This is a genomic window from Neisseria dumasiana (assembly GCF_022870885.1).
GTDB lineage: Bacteria > Pseudomonadota > Gammaproteobacteria > Burkholderiales > Neisseriaceae > Neisseria > Neisseria dumasiana.
Genome location: NZ_CP091509.1, coordinates 744,402 through 763,019 on the forward strand (window position 1 = coordinate 744,402; position 18,618 = coordinate 763,019).

Annotated in this window: 12 protein-coding genes, 1 other RNA gene and 1 pseudogene; 11 read left to right on the forward strand and 3 right to left on the reverse strand. The window is 52.6% G+C overall.

All coding sequences use genetic code 11. The features are described 5' to 3' along the window. Positions 1 to 262 precede the first annotated feature (262 nt). From aceE to lpdA, 3 genes and pseudogenes are all read left to right on the forward strand, one after another. The gene (aceE, locus tag LVJ88_RS03410) at positions 263 to 2,932 is read left to right on the forward strand and encodes a pyruvate dehydrogenase (acetyl-transferring), homodimeric type (protein WP_054598895.1); all 2,670 of its coding nucleotides are present in this window, start codon (positions 263 to 265) and stop codon (positions 2,930 to 2,932) included. Between the two features lie 132 nt (positions 2,933 to 3,064). Further along, positions 3,065 to 4,735 carry a dihydrolipoyllysine-residue acetyltransferase gene (gene aceF / locus LVJ88_RS03415; protein ID WP_085418225.1) on the forward strand — a complete coding sequence of 557 codons (1,671 nt, stop codon included), beginning with the start codon at positions 3,065 to 3,067 and terminating at the stop codon, positions 4,733 to 4,735. A gap of 94 nt (positions 4,736 to 4,829) precedes the next feature. Then, a pseudogene (lpdA, locus tag LVJ88_RS03420) lies at positions 4,830 to 6,610 on the forward strand (dihydrolipoyl dehydrogenase). Positions 6,611 to 6,682: 72 nt separating this feature from the next. Here the strand turns inward: lpdA and xseA are convergent. Then, entirely contained in the window at positions 6,683 to 8,038 is a 1,356-nt protein-coding gene (gene xseA, locus LVJ88_RS03425) for an exodeoxyribonuclease VII large subunit (protein WP_085418224.1), read from the reverse strand. 279 nt (positions 8,039 to 8,317) lie between these two features. Here xseA and LVJ88_RS03430 point away from each other — a divergent pair, with 279 nt between their 5' ends. Further along, on the forward strand, positions 8,318 to 9,868 hold the full coding sequence (locus LVJ88_RS03430) for a BCCT family transporter (protein WP_054598898.1): 1,551 nt from the start codon (positions 8,318 to 8,320) through the stop codon (positions 9,866 to 9,868). Positions 9,869 to 9,872: 4 nt separating this feature from the next. Next, entirely contained in the window at positions 9,873 to 10,001 is a 129-nt protein-coding gene (locus LVJ88_RS12535; protein WP_255351168.1) for a hypothetical protein, read from the forward strand. 75 nt (positions 10,002 to 10,076) lie between these two features. Here LVJ88_RS12535 and LVJ88_RS03435 read toward each other — a convergent pair whose 3' ends face one another. Beyond that, the gene (locus LVJ88_RS03435) at positions 10,077 to 10,232 is read right to left on the reverse strand and encodes a hypothetical protein (protein WP_172392930.1); all 156 of its coding nucleotides are present in this window, start codon (positions 10,230 to 10,232) and stop codon (positions 10,077 to 10,079) included. Positions 10,233 to 10,659: 427 nt separating this feature from the next. Here LVJ88_RS03435 and LVJ88_RS03440 point away from each other — a divergent pair, with 427 nt between their 5' ends. Next, positions 10,660 to 13,143: a heavy metal translocating P-type ATPase gene (locus LVJ88_RS03440; RefSeq protein ID WP_085418261.1), complete on the forward strand. Its 2,484-nt coding sequence runs from the start codon at positions 10,660 to 10,662 to the stop codon at positions 13,141 to 13,143. A 115-nt stretch (positions 13,144 to 13,258) separates the two neighbouring features. On the opposite strand, the gene ssrA is transcribed toward LVJ88_RS03440, so the two are convergent. Then, positions 13,259 to 13,620, reverse strand: a transfer-messenger RNA (tmRNA) gene (gene ssrA, locus LVJ88_RS03445). 149 nt (positions 13,621 to 13,769) lie between these two features. On the opposite strand from ssrA, the gene LVJ88_RS03450 reads away from it, so the two are divergent. From LVJ88_RS03450 to LVJ88_RS03470, 5 genes are all read left to right on the forward strand, one after another. Next, positions 13,770 to 14,273 (forward strand): DUF1841 family protein, encoded by a 504-nt coding sequence (locus tag LVJ88_RS03450; RefSeq protein WP_085356596.1) that lies wholly within the window; start codon positions 13,770 to 13,772, stop codon positions 14,271 to 14,273. 190 nt (positions 14,274 to 14,463) lie between these two features. After that, positions 14,464 to 15,138: an epoxyqueuosine reductase QueH gene (locus LVJ88_RS03455; protein ID WP_054598900.1), complete on the forward strand. Its 675-nt coding sequence runs from the start codon at positions 14,464 to 14,466 to the stop codon at positions 15,136 to 15,138. Between the two features lie 282 nt (positions 15,139 to 15,420). Next, positions 15,421 to 15,957: a glutathione peroxidase gene (locus LVJ88_RS03460; protein ID WP_085418223.1), complete on the forward strand. Its 537-nt coding sequence runs from the start codon at positions 15,421 to 15,423 to the stop codon at positions 15,955 to 15,957. A gap of 27 nt (positions 15,958 to 15,984) precedes the next feature. Further along, positions 15,985 to 17,037: an NADP(H)-dependent aldo-keto reductase gene (locus tag LVJ88_RS03465; RefSeq protein ID WP_085418222.1), complete on the forward strand. Its 1,053-nt coding sequence runs from the start codon at positions 15,985 to 15,987 to the stop codon at positions 17,035 to 17,037. A gap of 390 nt (positions 17,038 to 17,427) precedes the next feature. Continuing rightward, the gene (locus LVJ88_RS03470; protein ID WP_085418221.1) at positions 17,428 to 18,555 is read left to right on the forward strand and encodes a M14 family metallopeptidase; all 1,128 of its coding nucleotides are present in this window, start codon (positions 17,428 to 17,430) and stop codon (positions 18,553 to 18,555) included. Positions 18,556 to 18,618: the final 63 nt, after the last annotated feature.

The following is an 18,618-nucleotide window of genomic DNA, read 5'->3' on the forward strand; positions in this document are numbered from 1 at the left end:
GACGGCGATTTGCCAGCAACACCGTTTGCTGATAGGATTTCGTATTAAGTAATGTATATTCAAACGCAGTTTTTTACTCTGTTTAAATATCGATAAAGCATTAATATACTAATATTTTATTAGTGCTTTGAATATTAAGAAGTATGTATTGCTGGTATCTTGGCCGGCGGCTGCAAAGCGCAAACACCGGGCAAGTTTCATAAACGAAAATGGAAAGGCCGTCTGAACCGGCCGATTCTGAAACTCAACAGAAGGGATAGATATGTCGACCCAAATCCAAGACGCTGATCCGATTGAAACCCAGGAATGGCTGGACGCGTTAAGCTCAGTATTGGAAACAGAAGGCGAAAGCCGTGCCCACTTCCTGCTGGAACAATTGGTGAAATACACCCGCCGCCGCGGCGTTCACATGCCGTTTGATGCAACCACCGCTTATTTGAACACCATTCCGGTAGGCAAAGAGCAAAAATCGCCGGGCAATCATGAATTGGAGCACCGCATCCGTTCGATTATCCGCTGGAACGCTGCCGCCATGGTATTGCGCGCAGGTAAAAAAGACTTGGAATTGGGCGGCCATATCGCTTCTTTCCAATCTGCCGCCACCCTGTATGATGTCGGCTTCAACCATTTCTGGAAAGCCAAAGGCGACGGCGAAGAGGGCGATATGGTATTTATCCAAGGCCACTCAGCCCCCGGTATTTATGCCCGTGCTTTCGTTGAAGGCCGTTTGACTGAGGAGCAGCTCGACAACTTCCGCCAAGAAGTAGACGGCAAAGGCCTGTCTTCCTATCCCCACCCCCATCTGATGCCCGATTTCTGGCAGTTCCCCACCGTATCTATGGGTTTAGGCCCGCTGATGGCCATCTACCAAGCCCGTTTCCTGAAATATCTCGAATCACGCGGCTTGAGCAAAACCAAAGGCCGCAAAGTATGGGTATTCTGCGGCGACGGCGAGATGGACGAACCCGAAAGCCAAGGTGCGATTTCTTTGGCCGCCCGCGAAGGTTTGGACAACCTGATTTTCGTGATCAACTGTAACTTGCAGCGTTTGGACGGCCCGGTGCGCGGCAACGGCAAAATTATTCAAGAGCTGGAAGGCAACTTCCGCGGCGCAGGTTGGAACGTATTGAAAGTGATTTGGGGCAGCCGCTGGGATGCGCTGTTGGCACGCGATACCGACAATGCACTGAAACAACGCATGAACGAATGCTTGGACGGCGACTACCAAACCTACAAATCCAAAGACGGTGCTTATGTGCGCGAGCACTTCTTCAACACGCCCGAATTGAAAGCCATGGTAGCCAATATGTCCGACGCCGAAATTTGGGCGTTGAACCGAGGCGGCCACGACCCGCATAAAGTATATGCAGCCTATTACGAAGCCACCCATAACGCCAACGGCCGTCCGACCGTGATTTTGGCCAAAACCATTAAAGGTTACGGCATGGGTTCTGCCGGCGAAGGTCAAAACGTTGCCCACCAAGCCAAAAAAATGGATGTGGAATCACTCAAAAAATTCCGTACCCGTTTCGGCATTCCGGTAAGCGACGAGCAAATCGAAAGCGGCGATCTGCCTTACTACCGCTTCCCCGAAGACAGCGAAGAAATGAAATACCTGCGCGAGCGTCGCAACGCTTTGGGCGGATACCTGCCGCAACGCAACCCCAACAACGAAGCATTGCCCGTGCCCGAACTGAGTGCTTTTGACGCACAGCTGCAAACCAGCGGCGACCGCGAGTTCTCTACCACCATGGCATTCGTGCGTATCCTTTCTACCTTGCTGAAAGACAAACAAATCGGCAAACGCATCGTACCTATCGTACCCGACGAAAGCCGCACCTTCGGTATGGAAGGCATGTTCCGCCAATACGGTATTTGGAATCCGAAAGGCCAACAATACACCCCGCAAGATAAAGACCAGCTGATGTTCTATAAAGAATCTACCGACGGTCAGATGTTGCAGGAAGGTATTAACGAGCCGGGTGCGATGGCCGACTGGATTGCCGCGGCAACCAGCTATGCCAACAACCGTTACGCTATGATTCCGTTCTACATTTACTACTCAATGTTCGGTTTCCAACGCGTAGGCGATTTGGCTTGGGCGGCGGGCGACATGCACGCACGCGGCTTCTTGGTAGGCGGTACCGCAGGCCGTACCACACTGAACGGCGAAGGCTTGCAGCACGAAGACGGCCACAGCCACGTTCAAGCCGATCTGATTCCGAACTGTCTGTCTTACGACCCGACTTTCCAATATGAGTTGGCCGTGATTATCCAAGACGGTTTGCGCCGCATGTATGTAGAACAAGAAGACGTGTTCTACTACCTGACCGTGATGAACGAAAACTACGCACATCCTGCCATGCCGCAACGCAAAGGCATCGAAGAAGAAATTCTGAAAGGTATGTATTTGTTCCGCGAAGGTGCGAAGAGCGACAAGAAAGTACAATTGATGGGTTCGGGCGTGATTCTGAACGAAGTCATCAAAGCCGCCGACATGCTGAAAGCCGATTTCGGCGTAGAAGCCGACGTTTGGGCCGTACCGTCGTTCAATATGCTCTACCGCGATGCCATCGAAGTGGAACGCTACAACCGCCTGCACCCGATGGAAGAAAACAAATTGCCGTTTGTAGCCCAACAGTTGCAAGGCCATGAAGGCCCCGTGGTTGCTTCTACCGACTACATCCGCAATTTCGCCGACCGCATCCGCGCCCACATCCCCAACGATTACCACGTTTTGGGTACCGACGGCTTCGGCCGCAGCGATTCGCGCGCCAACCTGCGCGATTTCTTCGAGGTAGACAGCCGCCACGTTGTCGTTACTGCCCTGAACGCATTGGCCGAGCAAGGCAAAATTGAAAAAGTGGTGGTGCAGCAAGCCATCGAAAAATACGGCATCAAAACCGATACCGCGCCGAGCTGGAAGCGTTAATGATATTTTCAGACGGCCTCGAAACGATAGAGGCCGTCTGAAAGATACTTTTCGCTTTGCAAATAGATTTTAGTTTTAAACAAAACAACATGCCGCAGCAGTTGGTTGTTGCGGTTGTTAAAGGAAAAAACGATGAGTCAAATCGTAGAAATCAAAGTGCCCGATATCGGCGGCCATGACAATGTAGATGTGATTGCCGTTGAAGTGAAAGCGGGCGATACCATCGCAGTCGACGATACCCTGATTACGTTGGAAACCGATAAAGCCACTATGGACGTACCTGCCGATGCCGCCGGTGTCGTGAAAGAAGTAAAAGTGAACGTGGGCGACAAGGTTTCCGAAGGCAGCGTGATTGTGCTGGTAGAGGCAGCCGGTGCGGCAGCAGAAGCAGCCCCTGCTGCAGAAGCCGCTCCTGCCGCCGCAGAAAAACAGGCCGAACAGGCTCCCGCCCCCGAGCAAACCGCACCCGCAGCCGCGCCGGCCGCAGGCGGTGCAACCGTTAAAGTGGAAGTGCCCGATATCGGCGGTCACGACAATGTGGACGTAATTGCCGTAGAAATCAAAGTGGGCGATACCGTATCTGAAGACGATACCCTGATTACTTTGGAAACCGACAAAGCCACTATGGATGTGCCCAGCACTGCTGCCGGCGTAGTGAAAGCCGTGTATGTGAAAGTGGGCGACAAAGTTTCGCAAGGCACACAAATTATCGAAGTGGAAACCGCAGGCGGTGCCGCTACCGCGCCGGTTCAAGAAGCGAAAGCCGAAGCACCCGCAGCCACTCCCGCACAACAAGCCGCTCCGGCTCCTGCCGCGCCTAAAGCCGATGCCGCTCCGGTTGCCGCATTCGGCAACACGCCGGTAAACGAAGCGGCATTTGCCAAAGCCCATGCCGGCCCGTCTGCACGCAAACTGGCGCGCGAATTGGGTGTGGATTTGAGCTTGGTAAAAGGTACGGGCTTGAAAGGCCGTATCGTCGGCGAAGACATCAAAGCCTTCGTTAAAGCCGCCATGCAAGGCGGTGCGGGCAAAGCTGCGCCTGCTGCTGCAACCGCTTCATTGGGCGGCGGTTTGGACTTGCTGCCGTGGCCGAAAGTCGATTTCAGCAAGTTTGGCGAAATCGAAGTCAAAGAACTTTCCCGCATTAAGAAAATTTCCGGTCAAAACCTGTCGCGCAACTGGGTGGTTATCCCACACGTTACCGTGAACGACGAAGCCGATATGACCGAGCTGGAAGAGTTCCGCAAAACGCTGAACAAAGAATGGGAGCGCGAAGGTGTGAAACTGTCGCCGCTGGCGTTCATTATCAAAGCTTCCGTAACCGCATTGAAAGCTTTCCCAGAGTTCAATTCTTCTCTCGACGGCGAAAACCTGATTCTGAAGAAATACTACAACATCGGCTTTGCCGCCGACACGCCCAACGGTTTGGTTGTGCCGGTGATTAAAGATGTCGATAAGAAAGGCTTGAAAGAAATTTCCCAAGAGCTGACCGAATTGAGCAAAAAAGCCCGCGAAGGCAAACTCAAGCCCAACGAAATGCAAGGCGCCTGCTTTACCATTTCCAGCTTGGGCGGCATCGGCGGTACAAGCTTTACGCCGATTGTGAACGCACCCGAAGTGGCCATTTTGGGCGTGTGCAAATCACAAATGAAACCGGTATGGAACGGCTCGGCCTTTGAACCGCGCCTGATGTGCCCGTTGAGCCTGTCGTTCGACCACCGCGTGATCGACGGTGCGGCCGGTATGCGCTTTACCGTGTATCTGGCGAACCTGTTGAAAGACTTCCGCCGCGTAGTGCTGTAAGGCTTTTCAGACGGCCTTTGGCAATCAGAGGCCGTCTGAAACAAGATTTAATGAAAGCAGTATGTATAAAGCTGCTTTACTGAAAGGTTTAACAATGAGCTTGATTGAACTCAAGGTTCCCGATATCGGCGGCCACGAAAACGTGGATATCATCGCCGTGGAAATCAAAGCAGGCGATACCGTGGCGCTTGAAGATACGTTGGTTACTTTGGAAACCGACAAAGCGACTATGGATGTGCCCGCCGAAGCTGCCGGCGTGGTTAAAGAAGTAAAAGTCAAAGTAGGCGACAAAATTTCCGAAGGCGGCGTGATTGCCGTGATTGAAGCCGCCGGTGCCGCAGCCGAAGCGCCGAAAGCCGAAGCAGCCCCTGCGCCGTGAAAGAAGAAGCGCCCAAAGCGGCTGCGCCCGCACCGCAAGCCGCCCAATTCAGCGGTTCTGCCGATGCCGAATACGACGTAGTGGTGTTGGGCGGCGGCCCGGGCGGTTACTCTGCCGCTTTTGCCGCAGCAGATGAAGGTTTGAAAGTGGCTATTGTCGAACGCTACGCTACTTTGGGCGGTGTGTGTTTGAACGTGGGCTGTATTCCTTCCAAAGCCTTGCTGCACAACGCCGCTGTGATTGACGAAGTGCGTCATTTGGCTGAGAACGGCATCAAATATTCCGAGCCTGAGCTGGATATCGACATGCTGCGCGCCTACAAAGAAAAAGTGATCGGCAAGCTGACCGGCGGTTTGGCCGGTATGGCTAAAATGCGTAAAGTGGATGTTATCCGCGGTAACGGACAGTTTGTCGGCCCGAACCATATGGAAGTGGCCTTGACTTCCGGCGAAGGCAAAGAAGAAACCGGCGAGAAGAAAACCGTTGCATTCAAAAACGCTATCATCGCAGCGGGCAGCCGCGTGGTGAACCTGCCGTTTATTCCTGAAGACCCGCGCATCATCGACTCTACAGGTGCGCTGGCCTTGAAAGAAGTGCCGGGCAAAATGCTGATTATCGGCGGCGGTATTATCGGTTTGGAAATGGGTACGGTGTACAGCACGCTGGGTACGCGCTTGGACGTTGTGGAAATGATGGACGGCTTGATGCAGGGTGCCGACCGTGATTTGGTTAAAGTGTGGCAAAAGCAAAACGAATACCGTTTCGACAATATTATGGTCAACACCAAAACCGTTGCCGTTGAGCCGAAAGAAGACGGTATTTACGTTACTTTTGAAGGTGCCAACGCGCCCAAAGAGCCGCAACGCTACGATACCGTATTGGTTGCCGCAGGCCGTGCGCCCAACGGTAAGCTGATCGGTGCCGAAAAAGCCGGTGTTGCCGTAACCGACCGCGGCTTTATCGAAGTGGACAAGCAGCAGCGTACCAATGTGCCGCACATTTACGCCATCGGCGATATCGTCGGCCAGCCCATGTTGGCGCATAAAGCCGTGCACGAAGGCCATGTTGCCGCTGAAAACTGTGCAGGCCACAAAGCCTATTTCGATGCACGCGTGATTCCGGGTGTAGCCTACACCGCGCCCGAAGTGGCTTGGGTGGGTGTAACCGAAACTTCTGCCAAAGAGCACGGCATTAAAATCACTAAAGCCAATTTCCCATGGGCGGCTTCAGGCCGTGCGATTGCGAACGGTTGCGATCAGGGCTTTACCAAGCTGATTTTTGATGCCGAAAGCGGCAAAATTATCGGCGGCGGTATTGTCGGCCCCAACGGCGGCGACATGATCGGCGAAATCTGTTTGGCCATCGAAATGGGCTGCGATGCTACCGACATCGGTAAAACCATTCATCCGCATCCGACTTTGGGTGAAACCATCGGCTTGGCAGCCGAAGTGGCTTTAGGTACATGTACCGACCTGCCGCCTCAACGTAAGAAATAATCCGTTTTAGCCGGATAATCATTAGGCCGTCTGAAAGTTTTTTTCAGACGGCTTTTTTGCGCTGTTGAGTTTTTAAGAATAATCAAACAAATCCGGCTGCTTATGCTCGCTGGTAACGCGCACGTCGGTTTCGCCGTCGGCAAACATAATGTGCAGTTTCTGACCCTGCTTCAAAGCATGGGCGCTGCGGATGACTTGCCCGCGGCTGTTTTTAACCACGCTGAAACCGCGTTCCAAAATGTGCTGCGGCGACACGGCTTCGAGCAGCGCGGCCTGTTTTTCAAGGCGCTGGCGGTACAGCGCAAACAAAGACAAACGGCTTTGCCGTAAGGCCGTCTGAAAACGAGCCACGTCGCGTTGTGCCGCAGATATATCGGGGCGCAGATGAATCAGGCTTTGTTGCCGGCGGGCAAGCTGCTGGATGTTGAAACGGTGGTTGTTGTGCATGGAAAAGCGCAGCGACTGCTGCAAGGCGGCAAGCTGGCCGCGCTGTTGGTTCAATTTGTGTTGCGGGTGGCGGATTTGGCGGGCGAACCAATCCACTTTTTGGCTGGCATCGTAATAACGCTGCTCCAATGCCGTTTTCAGACGGCCTTGTGCCTGTGCGAGCTTATGCAGCGATTCCAAGCGGTTGGGGCTGACCAGTTCCGCCGCGCCCGTGGGCGTGGGTGCGCGCATGTCGGCGACAAAATCCGCCAGCGTGAAATCGGTTTCATGCCCGACACCGCTGACCACGGGGATTTCACACGCTTCAATCGCCCGCACCACAGGCTCTTCGTTAAACGCCCACAAGTCTTCGATGCTACCCCCGCCGCGGCACACGATTAATACATCCGCTTCGGCACGCGCAGAGGCCGTCTGAATCGCTTGGGCGATCTGCAATTCGCTGCCCGCACCTTGCACGGCGGTCGGGTACACAATCACGGGGATTTCCGGCGCACGGCGTTTCAACGTGCTGACCACGTCGCGCAAGGCTGCCGCGGCAAGGCTGGTTACGATACCGATAGCGCGCGGATGGGCGGGCAGCGGTTTTTTGCGTTCCGCCGCAAACACGCCCTCGGCCTGCAATTGGGCTTTCAGCTTTTCATAGGCTTCGTAAAGCCGCCCCAAACCTTTCAAGCGCACTTCGTTTACGGTGATTTGAAACTCGCCGCGCGCTTCGTAAATGCTGATTTTGCCGGTCAGCTCGATGTGGTCGCCTTCTTTCAGCGGTGCAGCCAACTTCGCCGCCGTGCCTTTGAACATGGCGCAGCGCACTTGGGCGCGGCTGTCTTTGAGCGAAAAATAGTAATGCCCGCTGGCGGCGCGGGTAAGGTTGGATACTTCGCCCGCTATCCACAGCCCGAACAGGTTGTCTTCCAGCAGGCTTCTGGCTAAGGCGTTGAGTTCGGAAACGGAAATGGCGGCAGGAGCGAAAAGTTCGGACATGGTTCGGCCAAAGGGTTTTAAAAGCCGGAATTATAAAGGTTGAAAGCCGAGTAGGGGATATTTTGAGTATTGGCAGGGTCTTATAGCAAAAAAGTTTATTTGCCATGCCCGATAGCCGGGTATGGATGCGGCGGATGGGTTGTCTAGCCTGTTTTCTCATCCGATGTTAAGATGGATGGCATAAAACACCATAAAAACATGCTCTTCGGTTTTTGCGAGGGCATAACGTCTTACCCGCACAACGTTCTGTTTATCCATAATATGAAAGAAAGGTTGTGTATGTCTGCAAAAGAAAATCCCCCTGTTAAACGCCCGCCTTATTTTTTATGGACTGCGCTCTTGGTTGGGCTGATGGCGGTAACGGCGGTAGTCAAACCCGCTTTGCTGACCAATACGGTTGCCGATGTCGGTAAGTTTTTTTATTTGAAATTCGATTGGCTGATTATGTGGCTGCCGCTGCTTGCCTGCGCGGTGGGTTTGTCGGTGGCTTTGTCGCCTAGATTCGGCAATATCCGTTTGGGTGGCAAGGATGCGGAGCCGGAGTATTCGTTTTTTTCATGGATGAATATGCTGTTTACTGCGGGCATCGGTGTGGGGATTGTATTTTTCGGGCCGATTGAGGCGTTATGGCATTATTTTCATTCACCCATCGGTGTGAAAATGGAGGGGCTGACCGATTCGCAACAGGTGGAAAATGCCATGAGTTTGGCACTGCATGTGTGGGGCATTCCCGCATGGTCGCTGTATATGATTGCGGGCTTGGTTATGGCTTATTTCACCTATCAGCATAAAACCGAATGCACGCCCGCCGCGCCGTTGCAATATGCGTTCAAACATAAAAAATGGGCGGTGCCGCTGGGCATGGTTGTAACTGCGATGGCAATCTTGGCTATTGCCATGTCGGTGTCTTCTTCGATTGCGATGGCTACGGCACAGATTGCTTCGGGGCTGGGCATCATCACGGGGGAATCGTTTAACAACATCGGCTGGAAAACGCTGATATTGGTGGTATTGGCGTCGCTCTATACTTTGGGCGCGGTGCTGCCGATTAACAAAGGCATGAAATTTCTCGGCGACTGGACGGTTTATCTGTCGATCGTGCTGCTGCTGTTTGTGTTTTTGGTTGGGCCTACCCATTATTTTTTAAGCACAATGGTGGTTTCTATCGGCAATATCCTCACCAAAACCGTGCATCATTCTTTTCAGCTTTATATGTTTCATAACCGTGATTGGATGGTGTGGTATCCGATGGCGTATTGGGTGTGGTGGGTTACTTGGGCGCCGTTCGTAGGGGTGTTTTTGGCCAAAATTTCAAAAGGACGCACGTTGCGCCAGTTTGTGTTTGCCTCTGTGATGGTGCCGGCAGGGTTTATTGTGATTTGGTTTTCGGTGTTTTCGGGCTTCAGTTTGCTCGATACGGTTGAAGGCTCGGGGCGTTTGGCCGAAATCGGCAACAAGGGCGATTATGAGGGTGCGTTTTATTATCTGCTCAATATGCTGCCGCTGTCTGATTTTACCAAGCCGCTAACCGTGATTCTGTTTCTCGGTTTTATCGTAACAACGGTAACGAGTGCGGCGATTTCGTTGGGCATTATGACCAGCAACGACGGCCGCAGCGAGAATAAATTCCGCGCGGTGGTGTGGAGTATTTTTGCCACCCTTATCGGCTATGCGGTGATTGTTACCGGCAAAATTGAGGGAATTAAAGCCGTGGGTTCTTTTGCCGGTTTTCCGTTTGTGTTTGTGATGTATTTGTGGTTTGCGGCTTTATGGCGGCAGTTGAACCGCGATGTGCCGCACCGTTTCAAAGATTATTCGGAAAAGGAATAAAGCGATGAAAAAAGAAATTCTGTATTGGAACCAAAGCCCGCACGATAATATGGTAGAAACGGTCATGATGCTGCTTACCGTATTGTTTCTGTGCTATGTGGTGAAGTTGGCGTTTTTTGATAAAGACGAATAATGAAAGCCGGGTAATATGAATCATGCCGTCTGAAAGCATACTTTCAGACGGCATGATTGACTATATATAGCATCTTTAAAGTTTAACGGTATGGTGGTGTTGGCGCGGAATGGGCCGCTTCTTTTTGGTTTGGGCAATGTTGGAATAAATGGCCCAAGCGGCCAATCCTGCGTAGCCCAAGGTGGAAAGAATGCCGATAACGGCAAAGATAGGCATAAGACGTTCGATCATGGCTTCTCCGAGTAAATAAATGTTTATTTATGTGATGGTTTGTAGTTTTATTTTTAGTCAGAAAGAATAAAAACTGTGCTTTTTATTTTATCAATATTCTGTTATTAAAAAATGTTAATGTCAATTTAACTTGATAAATTTATTCTGATAGTTCCTTTATTGTTGTAAAAAAATGTAATTAATAAGTTAAGAATCTATGATGCCTCTGCAAGACCATCGGGTGCGGATGCCGTTTAAGGCGTGGCACAGCGAGTGCAGGCATATCAGACAGATAAGCAAACGGGCGGGCAGTGCGCAATGCAGCAATGCGCCGCATACGGGGTTTTGCAAAGGTCTCTTTATGTATTTTCGAGATATGGCGCGGCTATAAATGCCATTGAAGATGGTCGATTGCCCCGCCGATGGCCTGCGCGTACAATCCCTTTTCATGAAAAAAACATGCTTCCATTGCGGGCTGGATGTGCCCGACAACATTTCTCTGCCGGTGGTTTACGAAGGCGAATCACACGATACCTGTTGCGCCGGTTGTCAGGCCGTGGCGCAAAGCATTATCGATGCAGGGCTGGGCAATTATTACAAGCAGCGCACGGCCGATGCGCAACAAGCTGCTCTGCCTCCTCAAGAAATTCTCGACCGTCTCAAACTTTACGATATGCCGGAGGTGCAGGCAGGATTTGTAGAAACGGGAGCAGACGGCGTAAGCGAAGCCGTGTTGATGCTCGGCGGCATTACCTGTGCCGCCTGCGTATGGTTGATCGAGCAGCAGCTGCTGCGCACCGAGGGCATAGTGCGCGCCGATTTGAATTACAGCACCCGCCGCGTGCGCGTTGTTTGGCATAACGACAAAGTTTCGCTTTCCGACATTCTTTTGCTGATTCAAAAAACCGGTTATACCGCCGTGCCTTACGATGCGCGGAAAATGGAAGAACAGATGCAGGCCGAGCGCAAACAGGCGTTGATACGGCTGGCGGTTGCCGGGCTTTCGATGATGCAGACGATGATGTTTGCCGCGCCGACTTATCTTTACGGAAACGAAATCGAACCGCTTTACTTGGGCGTGCTGCACTGGGGCGCATTTTTGATGGTGTTGCCGGCTATGTTTTATTCTGCCGTACCGTTTTACAAAGGCTTTTGGCGCGATCTGAAAAACCGCCGTATGGGTATGGATACGCCGGTGGCCATTGCCATTTCGCTCACGTTTTTGGCGGGCGTGTACGGCTTGATCAGCAACGCAGGGCAGGGCATGTATTTTGAATCGGTGGCGATGTTTGTGTTTTTCCTGCTGGGCGGGCGCTATATGGAGCAGATTGCGCGGCGCAAAGCAGGCGATGCGGCGGAGCGCTTGGTGAAACTCGTTCCCGCTTTCTGCCACACATTGCCGAATTATCCTGAAAACGATACCGCCGAAGAAGCGGCGGTGGTGCAGCTGAAAACCGGCGATGTGGTGGCGGTGTATCCGGGCGAAGTGATTCCGGTGGACGGCACGGTGCTGTCGGGCGAGAGCGAAGTCAACGAAGCCATGCTCACCGGCGAGAGCCTGCCCGTTTTGAAACAGCAAAGCGCCAAAGTGACCGCAGGCACGTTGAATACCCTCAGCCCGCTGGTTGTCCGCACCGACCAAGTGGGCGGCGATACCCGTTTGTCGCACATCGTCAAACTGCTCGACCGGGCATTGGCACAAAAACCGCGCTTGGCCGAAATGGCCGACAAATACGCCTCTACCTTCGTTTCCGGCCTGCTGATAGCCGCCGTGCCCGTGTTTATCGGCTGGACGATTTACGCAGGGCCGTTTCAGGCATTGTGGATCACCGTTTCGCTGCTGGTAATTACCTGCCCGTGCGCCCTTTCTCTCGCTACGCCTACTGCGCTGGCGGCCTCTACGGGCATGCTGGCTTCAGACGGCATCTTGGTTAGCGGCAGCAGAAGTTTGGAAACCCTGTCGCAAATCGATGATGTGGTATTCGACAAAACCGGCACGCTCACCAAAGGCACACTTGCCGTGACCCGCGCCATCGCTTTAGGCCGTCTGAAAACAGAAGAAGCTGCCGCCATTGCCAAAGCGCTGGAAAGCCAGTCGGAACATCCGATTGCCAAAGCCATCATCCGCTACGCCGAACAAGTCGGCGGCAACCTTGCCGCATTGCAGGTAGGGCAGCGTGTCAATCATGTTGGAAAAGGCGTGAGCGCCAGCCTTACCGTTAACGGCGAAACTCAAATCTGGGCATTGGGAACCGCCGATTTTGTTGCAGGCATTGCCGGTGTACCGCTTCCGGCCGAACACATCGAACACAGCGGCAGCATTGTTTATCTCGGCAACGAACAAGGTTTTCAGACGGCCTTTTTGTTGGAGGACGAAATCAAAGAAAGTGTGGCCGACATGATTGCCGCCCTGAAAAAACAAGGCATGCATCTGCATCTGCTCAGCGGCGACCGCGAAGCCGCCGTAGCCGGTCTCACTGCTTCTTTGGGTTTGGATACCTACCGCGCAGAAGCCTTGCCGGAGGACAAACTCGCATACGTTGAAACCTTGCAGCGGCAGCAGCGCAAAGTGCTGATGGTCGGCGACGGCATCAACGACGCCCCCGTGTTAGCGCAGGCCGATGTGTCGGTTGCCGTAGCGGGCGGGGCCGACGTGGCCAGAGAAGGAGCAGACGTTATTTTGCTCAACGACGACATGCGCGTACTGCCGCATACCATCAACCAAGCGCGCCGCACGCGTGCGGTTATCCGGCAAAATCTGATATGGGCCAGCGTGTACAACCTGATTGTGATACCTTTGGCCGTGTTCGGATACGTTACCCCGTGGATTGCCGCGCTGGGCATGAGTTTCAGCTCTTTAATCGTGGCGGCCAATGCGTTGAGGCTGTTGAAGAAAAGGCCGTCTGAAACTGAATGGCAGTCGGTAAAATAGGGATATTCGCTTGGATGCTGTAAAAAAGAGAAAAAACAGAAGATTGTTTGTATCAGAAATGTGCCGGAATGCGGCAAGATGATGAAGACAATATTATGAAAACAATGATGAATGGTGGTGGAGGCGGGGGGAATTGAACCCCCGTCCGAAAGTCCTCTACAAAGCGTTCTACATACTTAGTCTTGCCAACTTAAAATCTCGTTCCCATTCCGCCGACAGACAGGCTGTTTGGAAACCAGTTACCTTAAATCTTATTTTCTGCCAAGTAACCCGACAGAAAACCAGTCAATGTAAGATGACGTTGCGGTAGCTTGCGCTACACAGCCCATTGACCAACTGCTGCAACGGCAGGCCTTAAGCGGCCAGTGCGTAAGTTTCGTCGTTTGCGACTATTTTCGTTCAGTGTTTTACGGGAATCTGAGACCCCGGTATGCCCGCATCTGCTTCGCAACCCCCGTCGAAACCAAGATCGCCCCCAGATAGGAATAGGCCATTATACGCCGGTTGCGCACAAATTGCCAATGAATGTATAAATACACAGGCCGTATGAATGGTATGCAGAAGCCGTTCAGACGGCCTTATCGGTTATAATGGCCGTCTGAAAACCATTTTACACACACCACACTATGTATGATGTCAACACCCACGATGTGCGCCGTTTTTTCGCACAAGTTTGGCAGCAGCGCATGCTGCCTCTGCAATTAGACGCGTTGCAACAAAAGGCACTGAGAATTATCGAGGCACACCCCGAATACCATCACTATTTGGAGCGCATCGAGGACTATCTCGACAAAACTTGGACACCCGAAGCAGGTGAAACCAATCCGTTTCTGCATATGTCGTTACACCTTTCGATACAGGAACAGGCGGCGATTGACCAGCCGCCGGGAATTCGTGCGATTCATGAAAAACTGTGCGGCAAATATAACGGCGATTGGGTAAAAGCCGAACACGATATGGCCGATGCGCTGGCCGAAACCGTATGGGAAGCCCAGCGTTTCGGCCGGGGTTTGGATGTGAATGCCTATATGACGCGGTTGCGTAAGCTGGTGGGTTTGGGGCAGGAAGACAATGCCCGTATCAATCCGCATGAAGTAGGGGTGTCCGACAAAATCAGCGGTCGGGAATAAGCGGCTGTTGTTTGAATAAGAATTCCGTTGGGCAGCCTGTTCCCAACCTTTGGCATAAACCGTATAACAATTGCCGGCATCTCACATATCTTGCGCCGTTCTGCTAAAATATACGCCAAATCAACAATATTTTCAGACGGCCTAACCATGAAAAAGGCCGTCTGAAAGCTTTCAGGCAGAACACATCATCATGAACGACAAACCCGAAGTTACCCCAATCGACCGCCCCGTGCTGAACCCGCCCGGCGGTGAGAAAAAAGTGCTGCTGCATTCCTGCTGCGCCCCCTGTTCCGGCGAAGTGATGGAAGCCATGCTCGCCAGCGGCATTGATTTCACTATCTTTTTCTACAATCCCAATATCCATCCGAAAAAAGAATACGAAATCCGCAAAAACGAAAACATCGCATTTGCCGAAAAACACAATATTCCTTTTATCGATGCGGATTACGATGTGGACAACTGGTTCGAGCGCGCCAAAGGCATGGAAATGGATCCCGAGCGCGGCCGCCGCTGCACCATGTGTTTCGACATGCGTTTCGAGCGTGCCGCCCTTTATGCCCACGAACACGGTTTTCCCGTACTCACCAGCTCTTTGGGTATTTCGCGCTGGAAAAACATGAACCAAATCAACGATTGCGGCCATCGCGCTGTTGCACCTTACGATGACGTGGTGTATTGGGATTTCAATTGGCGCAAAGGCGGCGGCAGCGCGCGCATGATCGAAATCAGCAAGCGCGAACATTTTTACCAACAGGAATACTGCGGCTGTGCTTATTCGTTGCGCGATACCAACCACCACCGCAAATCGCAAGGCCGCCCGCCGATTAAAATCGGTGTGAAATATTACGGCGACGAAGAAAACTGACGACACGTCCCATGCAGATATGAGGCCGTCTGAATATTTCAGACGGCCTCCTGCGGAACAGGAAGCCCGAAACCTGTGTAAAACGCCATCTGCGGCGTATTTTGCTTAGTGCCGCCTCAACGGCTTAAACTATCGTTCTATTTGAGCTAAGGCACGGCAACGCCGTAGTAGCAGGAGTAAAAGTTAAGTTGATTGGCTGTATACGCCTTGAACTTGCATCCACATCAAGGAAGCAAAAGTAAAGTTTCGGCTTACCGTTTTGCACACAGGGAGAATGTAGAGATGACCCGGATATATGATTTTACGGTGAAAAACGCCCAAGGCGGCAATGTGTCTATGCGTAACTACGCCGGTAAAGTGCTGTTGATTGTCAACACGGCAACCCAATGCGGCCTAACGCCCCAATACAAAGGCTTGCAGGCTTTGCATGAACGCTATGCCGAGCGCGGTTTGGTTATTCTTGATTTTCCATGCAACCAGTTCCGCGGGCAGGCACCGGAGAGCAGCGTAGAAATCGCACAGATATGCGAAACCCGTTTCGGAACGCAGTTTGCGGTGTTTGATAAAATCGATGTAAACGGCAGCACGGCTCATCCGCTTTACGTTTACCTGAAAGAACAGCAACCGGGCGACAGCGGCGGCAGTTGGTTGAAAAATACGCTGTTTACATTGCTTTCCCGAAATGTCAGGCAGCACAGTAGCGATATTCAATGGAATTTCACCAAGTTTTTAGTAGACAGAGAGGGCAGGGTGGTCGGCCGTTTTTCGCCTGCCGTAACACCGCAAGAGTGCGGAGAAGCCATAGAGCGTTTGTTGTAAAACAGCGCGGATAGGAAAGGAAACGTAATGGAACAGCGAGAGTTGGGAACCTCGGGTATCAAAGTAAGCAAAATCTGTTTGGGCACGATGACTTGGGGCGAGCAAAATAACGAGGACGAAGCACACGCCCAGCTTGATTATGCTTTGGCTAACGGCGTGAACTTCATCGATACGGCAGAAATGTATCCCGTGCCGCCGTGCAAAGAAACCTATACCCGCACCGAGCAATATATCGGCAGCTGGATCAAACAGCGTGGCCGGCGTGATGATTTTGTATTGGCCAGCAAAATCGCCGGCCCCACCGGCGCCAATAATCTCGACAGCTACATCCGCGGTGGAAATGATTTTTCCCGCGCTCAGATTTTTGAAGCCTGCGAGGCCAGCCTTAAGCGTTTGAATACCGATTATCTCGATTTGTACCAACTGCATTGGCCGGAGCGCAAAGTGAATTTTTTCGGCAGACTGGGCGTATCGTCGGTTCATCAAGGTGAAACGTTTACCCCTTTTGAAGAAGTGGCCGATGCTTTGGGCGAATTGGTCAAACAAGGCAAAATTCGGGCGTTCGGTTTGTCAAACGAAACGCCGTGGGGAGCCATGCGTTATTTGAATCAGCATGAGCGCAACCCCGAGTTGCCGCGTGTGGCTTCGATACAAAATCCCTATAATCTGCTTAACCGCAGTTACGAAGTGGGCATGAGTGAAATTTCGTTGCGCGAACAGGTGCCGCTGCTGGCCTATTCGCCGCTGGCTTTCGGCGTGCTGACCGGCAAATACCGCCACGGCGCTTTGCCCGAAGGCAGCCGATTGGCGCTGTTTGAGCGATTCAAACGCTACACCAAACCGCAAGGTTTCGCAGCGGTGGAGCGTTATGCCGAAATTGCCGAGCAGGCAGGTTTGAGCCTGACGGCGATGTCGCTGGCGTTTGTGAACAGCCGCGAATTTCTCGCCAGCAACATCATCGGTGCAACAAACTTGGCGCAACTGAGTGAAAACATTGCCAGTGCCGAAGTAGAGCTATCGCCGGACGTGCTCGCCGCCATCGACCAAGTGCACGCCGAAATCAGCAATCCCTGCCCTTAACGGTTGGGATTCAACGGCAAAAAACGTAACAGACAGGCAAACCGGCGGGCACCCACAAAAGTGGCAATACGCCGCAGGCAGTATCTGAAACACTCTTGAGGCCGTCTGAAAAAGGTTGATGCCATCCCCGCCCCGTATATTTGCCCGTGCGTGAAGCAGGTAAACACGCCGGCCGGTAAACGGTTGGCAGTCAATCAACATATTTTTAATACAAGGCAGCAAGCCGCAGGCAGTACGGGTAATAAGAAACCGATTCTGTTGCCGCTTCGGCGGCTTACACCGTCGACTTCTTTGAGCTAAGGCGCAGCAACGCCGTAGTAAAAGTTAATTTGATTGGCTATACAATGCCGTTTTAATATCTTATTGCAGTACCCTACAGGAACGTATTCCATGAAAATCAGCACCCAGTTTGATGCCGGTTCCGTAACCGTAACCGACCTGAGCGACCCTTCCAATATCCGCCTCAATCTGCGCCCCGACAACGCATCCGATTTTGCCCAATGGTTTTATTTCCGTTTGCAGGGCGCGGCCTACCAAAATTGCGTGATGCACTTTGAAAACGCCGCATCGTCTGCTTACCCCGACGGCTGGCAGGATTATCAGGCTGTGGCTTCTTACGACCGCAGCAACTGGTTCCGCGTACCTTCCCGCTATGAAAACGGTGTGTTTACCATCGAACACACGCCGTTGGCCAACAGCGTTTATTACGCCTATTTCGAGCCGTATTCGCACGAACAGCATCTGAATCTGCTCGGCGACGCACAAGGCAGCGGCCTGTGCCAGATTGACGACTTGGGCAGCACCGTACAAGGGCGCGACATCAATCTGCTTACCATCGGCAACCAAGTGGCCAGCGACCTGAAAGTATGGATCATCGCCCGCCAGCACCCCGGCGAAACCATGGCCGAATGGTTTATCGAAGGCTTGCTCGGCCGCCTGCTTGATCCGCAAGACCCTACCGCACGCGCTTTGCTCGACCGCGCAACCTTTTATATTGTGCCCAATATGAACCCCGACGGCTCGGTGTTGGGCAACCTGCGTGCCAATGCCGCCGGAGCCAATCTCAATCGCGAATGGCTGGAGCCGACTGTGGAACGCAGCCCCGAAGTATATTATGTGCGCGAAAAAATGCGCGAAACCGGCGTGGATTTGTTTTTAGACATTCACGGCGACGAAGCCATTCCGTTTGTGTTTGTGGCCGGCACCGAAGGCGTGCCTTCTTATGATGAGCGTATTGCCGCGCTGGAAACGCAGTTCAAAACGGCTTTTGCCGCCGCCAGCCCCGATTTCCAAGACGAACACGGTTACGACAAAGACGCCCCCGGCCAAGCCAACTTAAGCATGGCCACCGCATGGGTGGGCGAAAACTTCCGCTGCTTGGCCTACACGCTGGAGATGCCGTTTAAAGACAACGACAATCTGCCCGACGACGATTTCGGCTGGAACGGCCAACGCTCGCTGCGTTTGGGCGAAGCAGTTTTATCGGCCGTGTTGAATGTGTTACCCGATTTGCGTTAAAACGTGAAAAGAACGGTTGTACCGGCTTTACGTATTCTCGTGCCGACCGACCGATTATCCGGT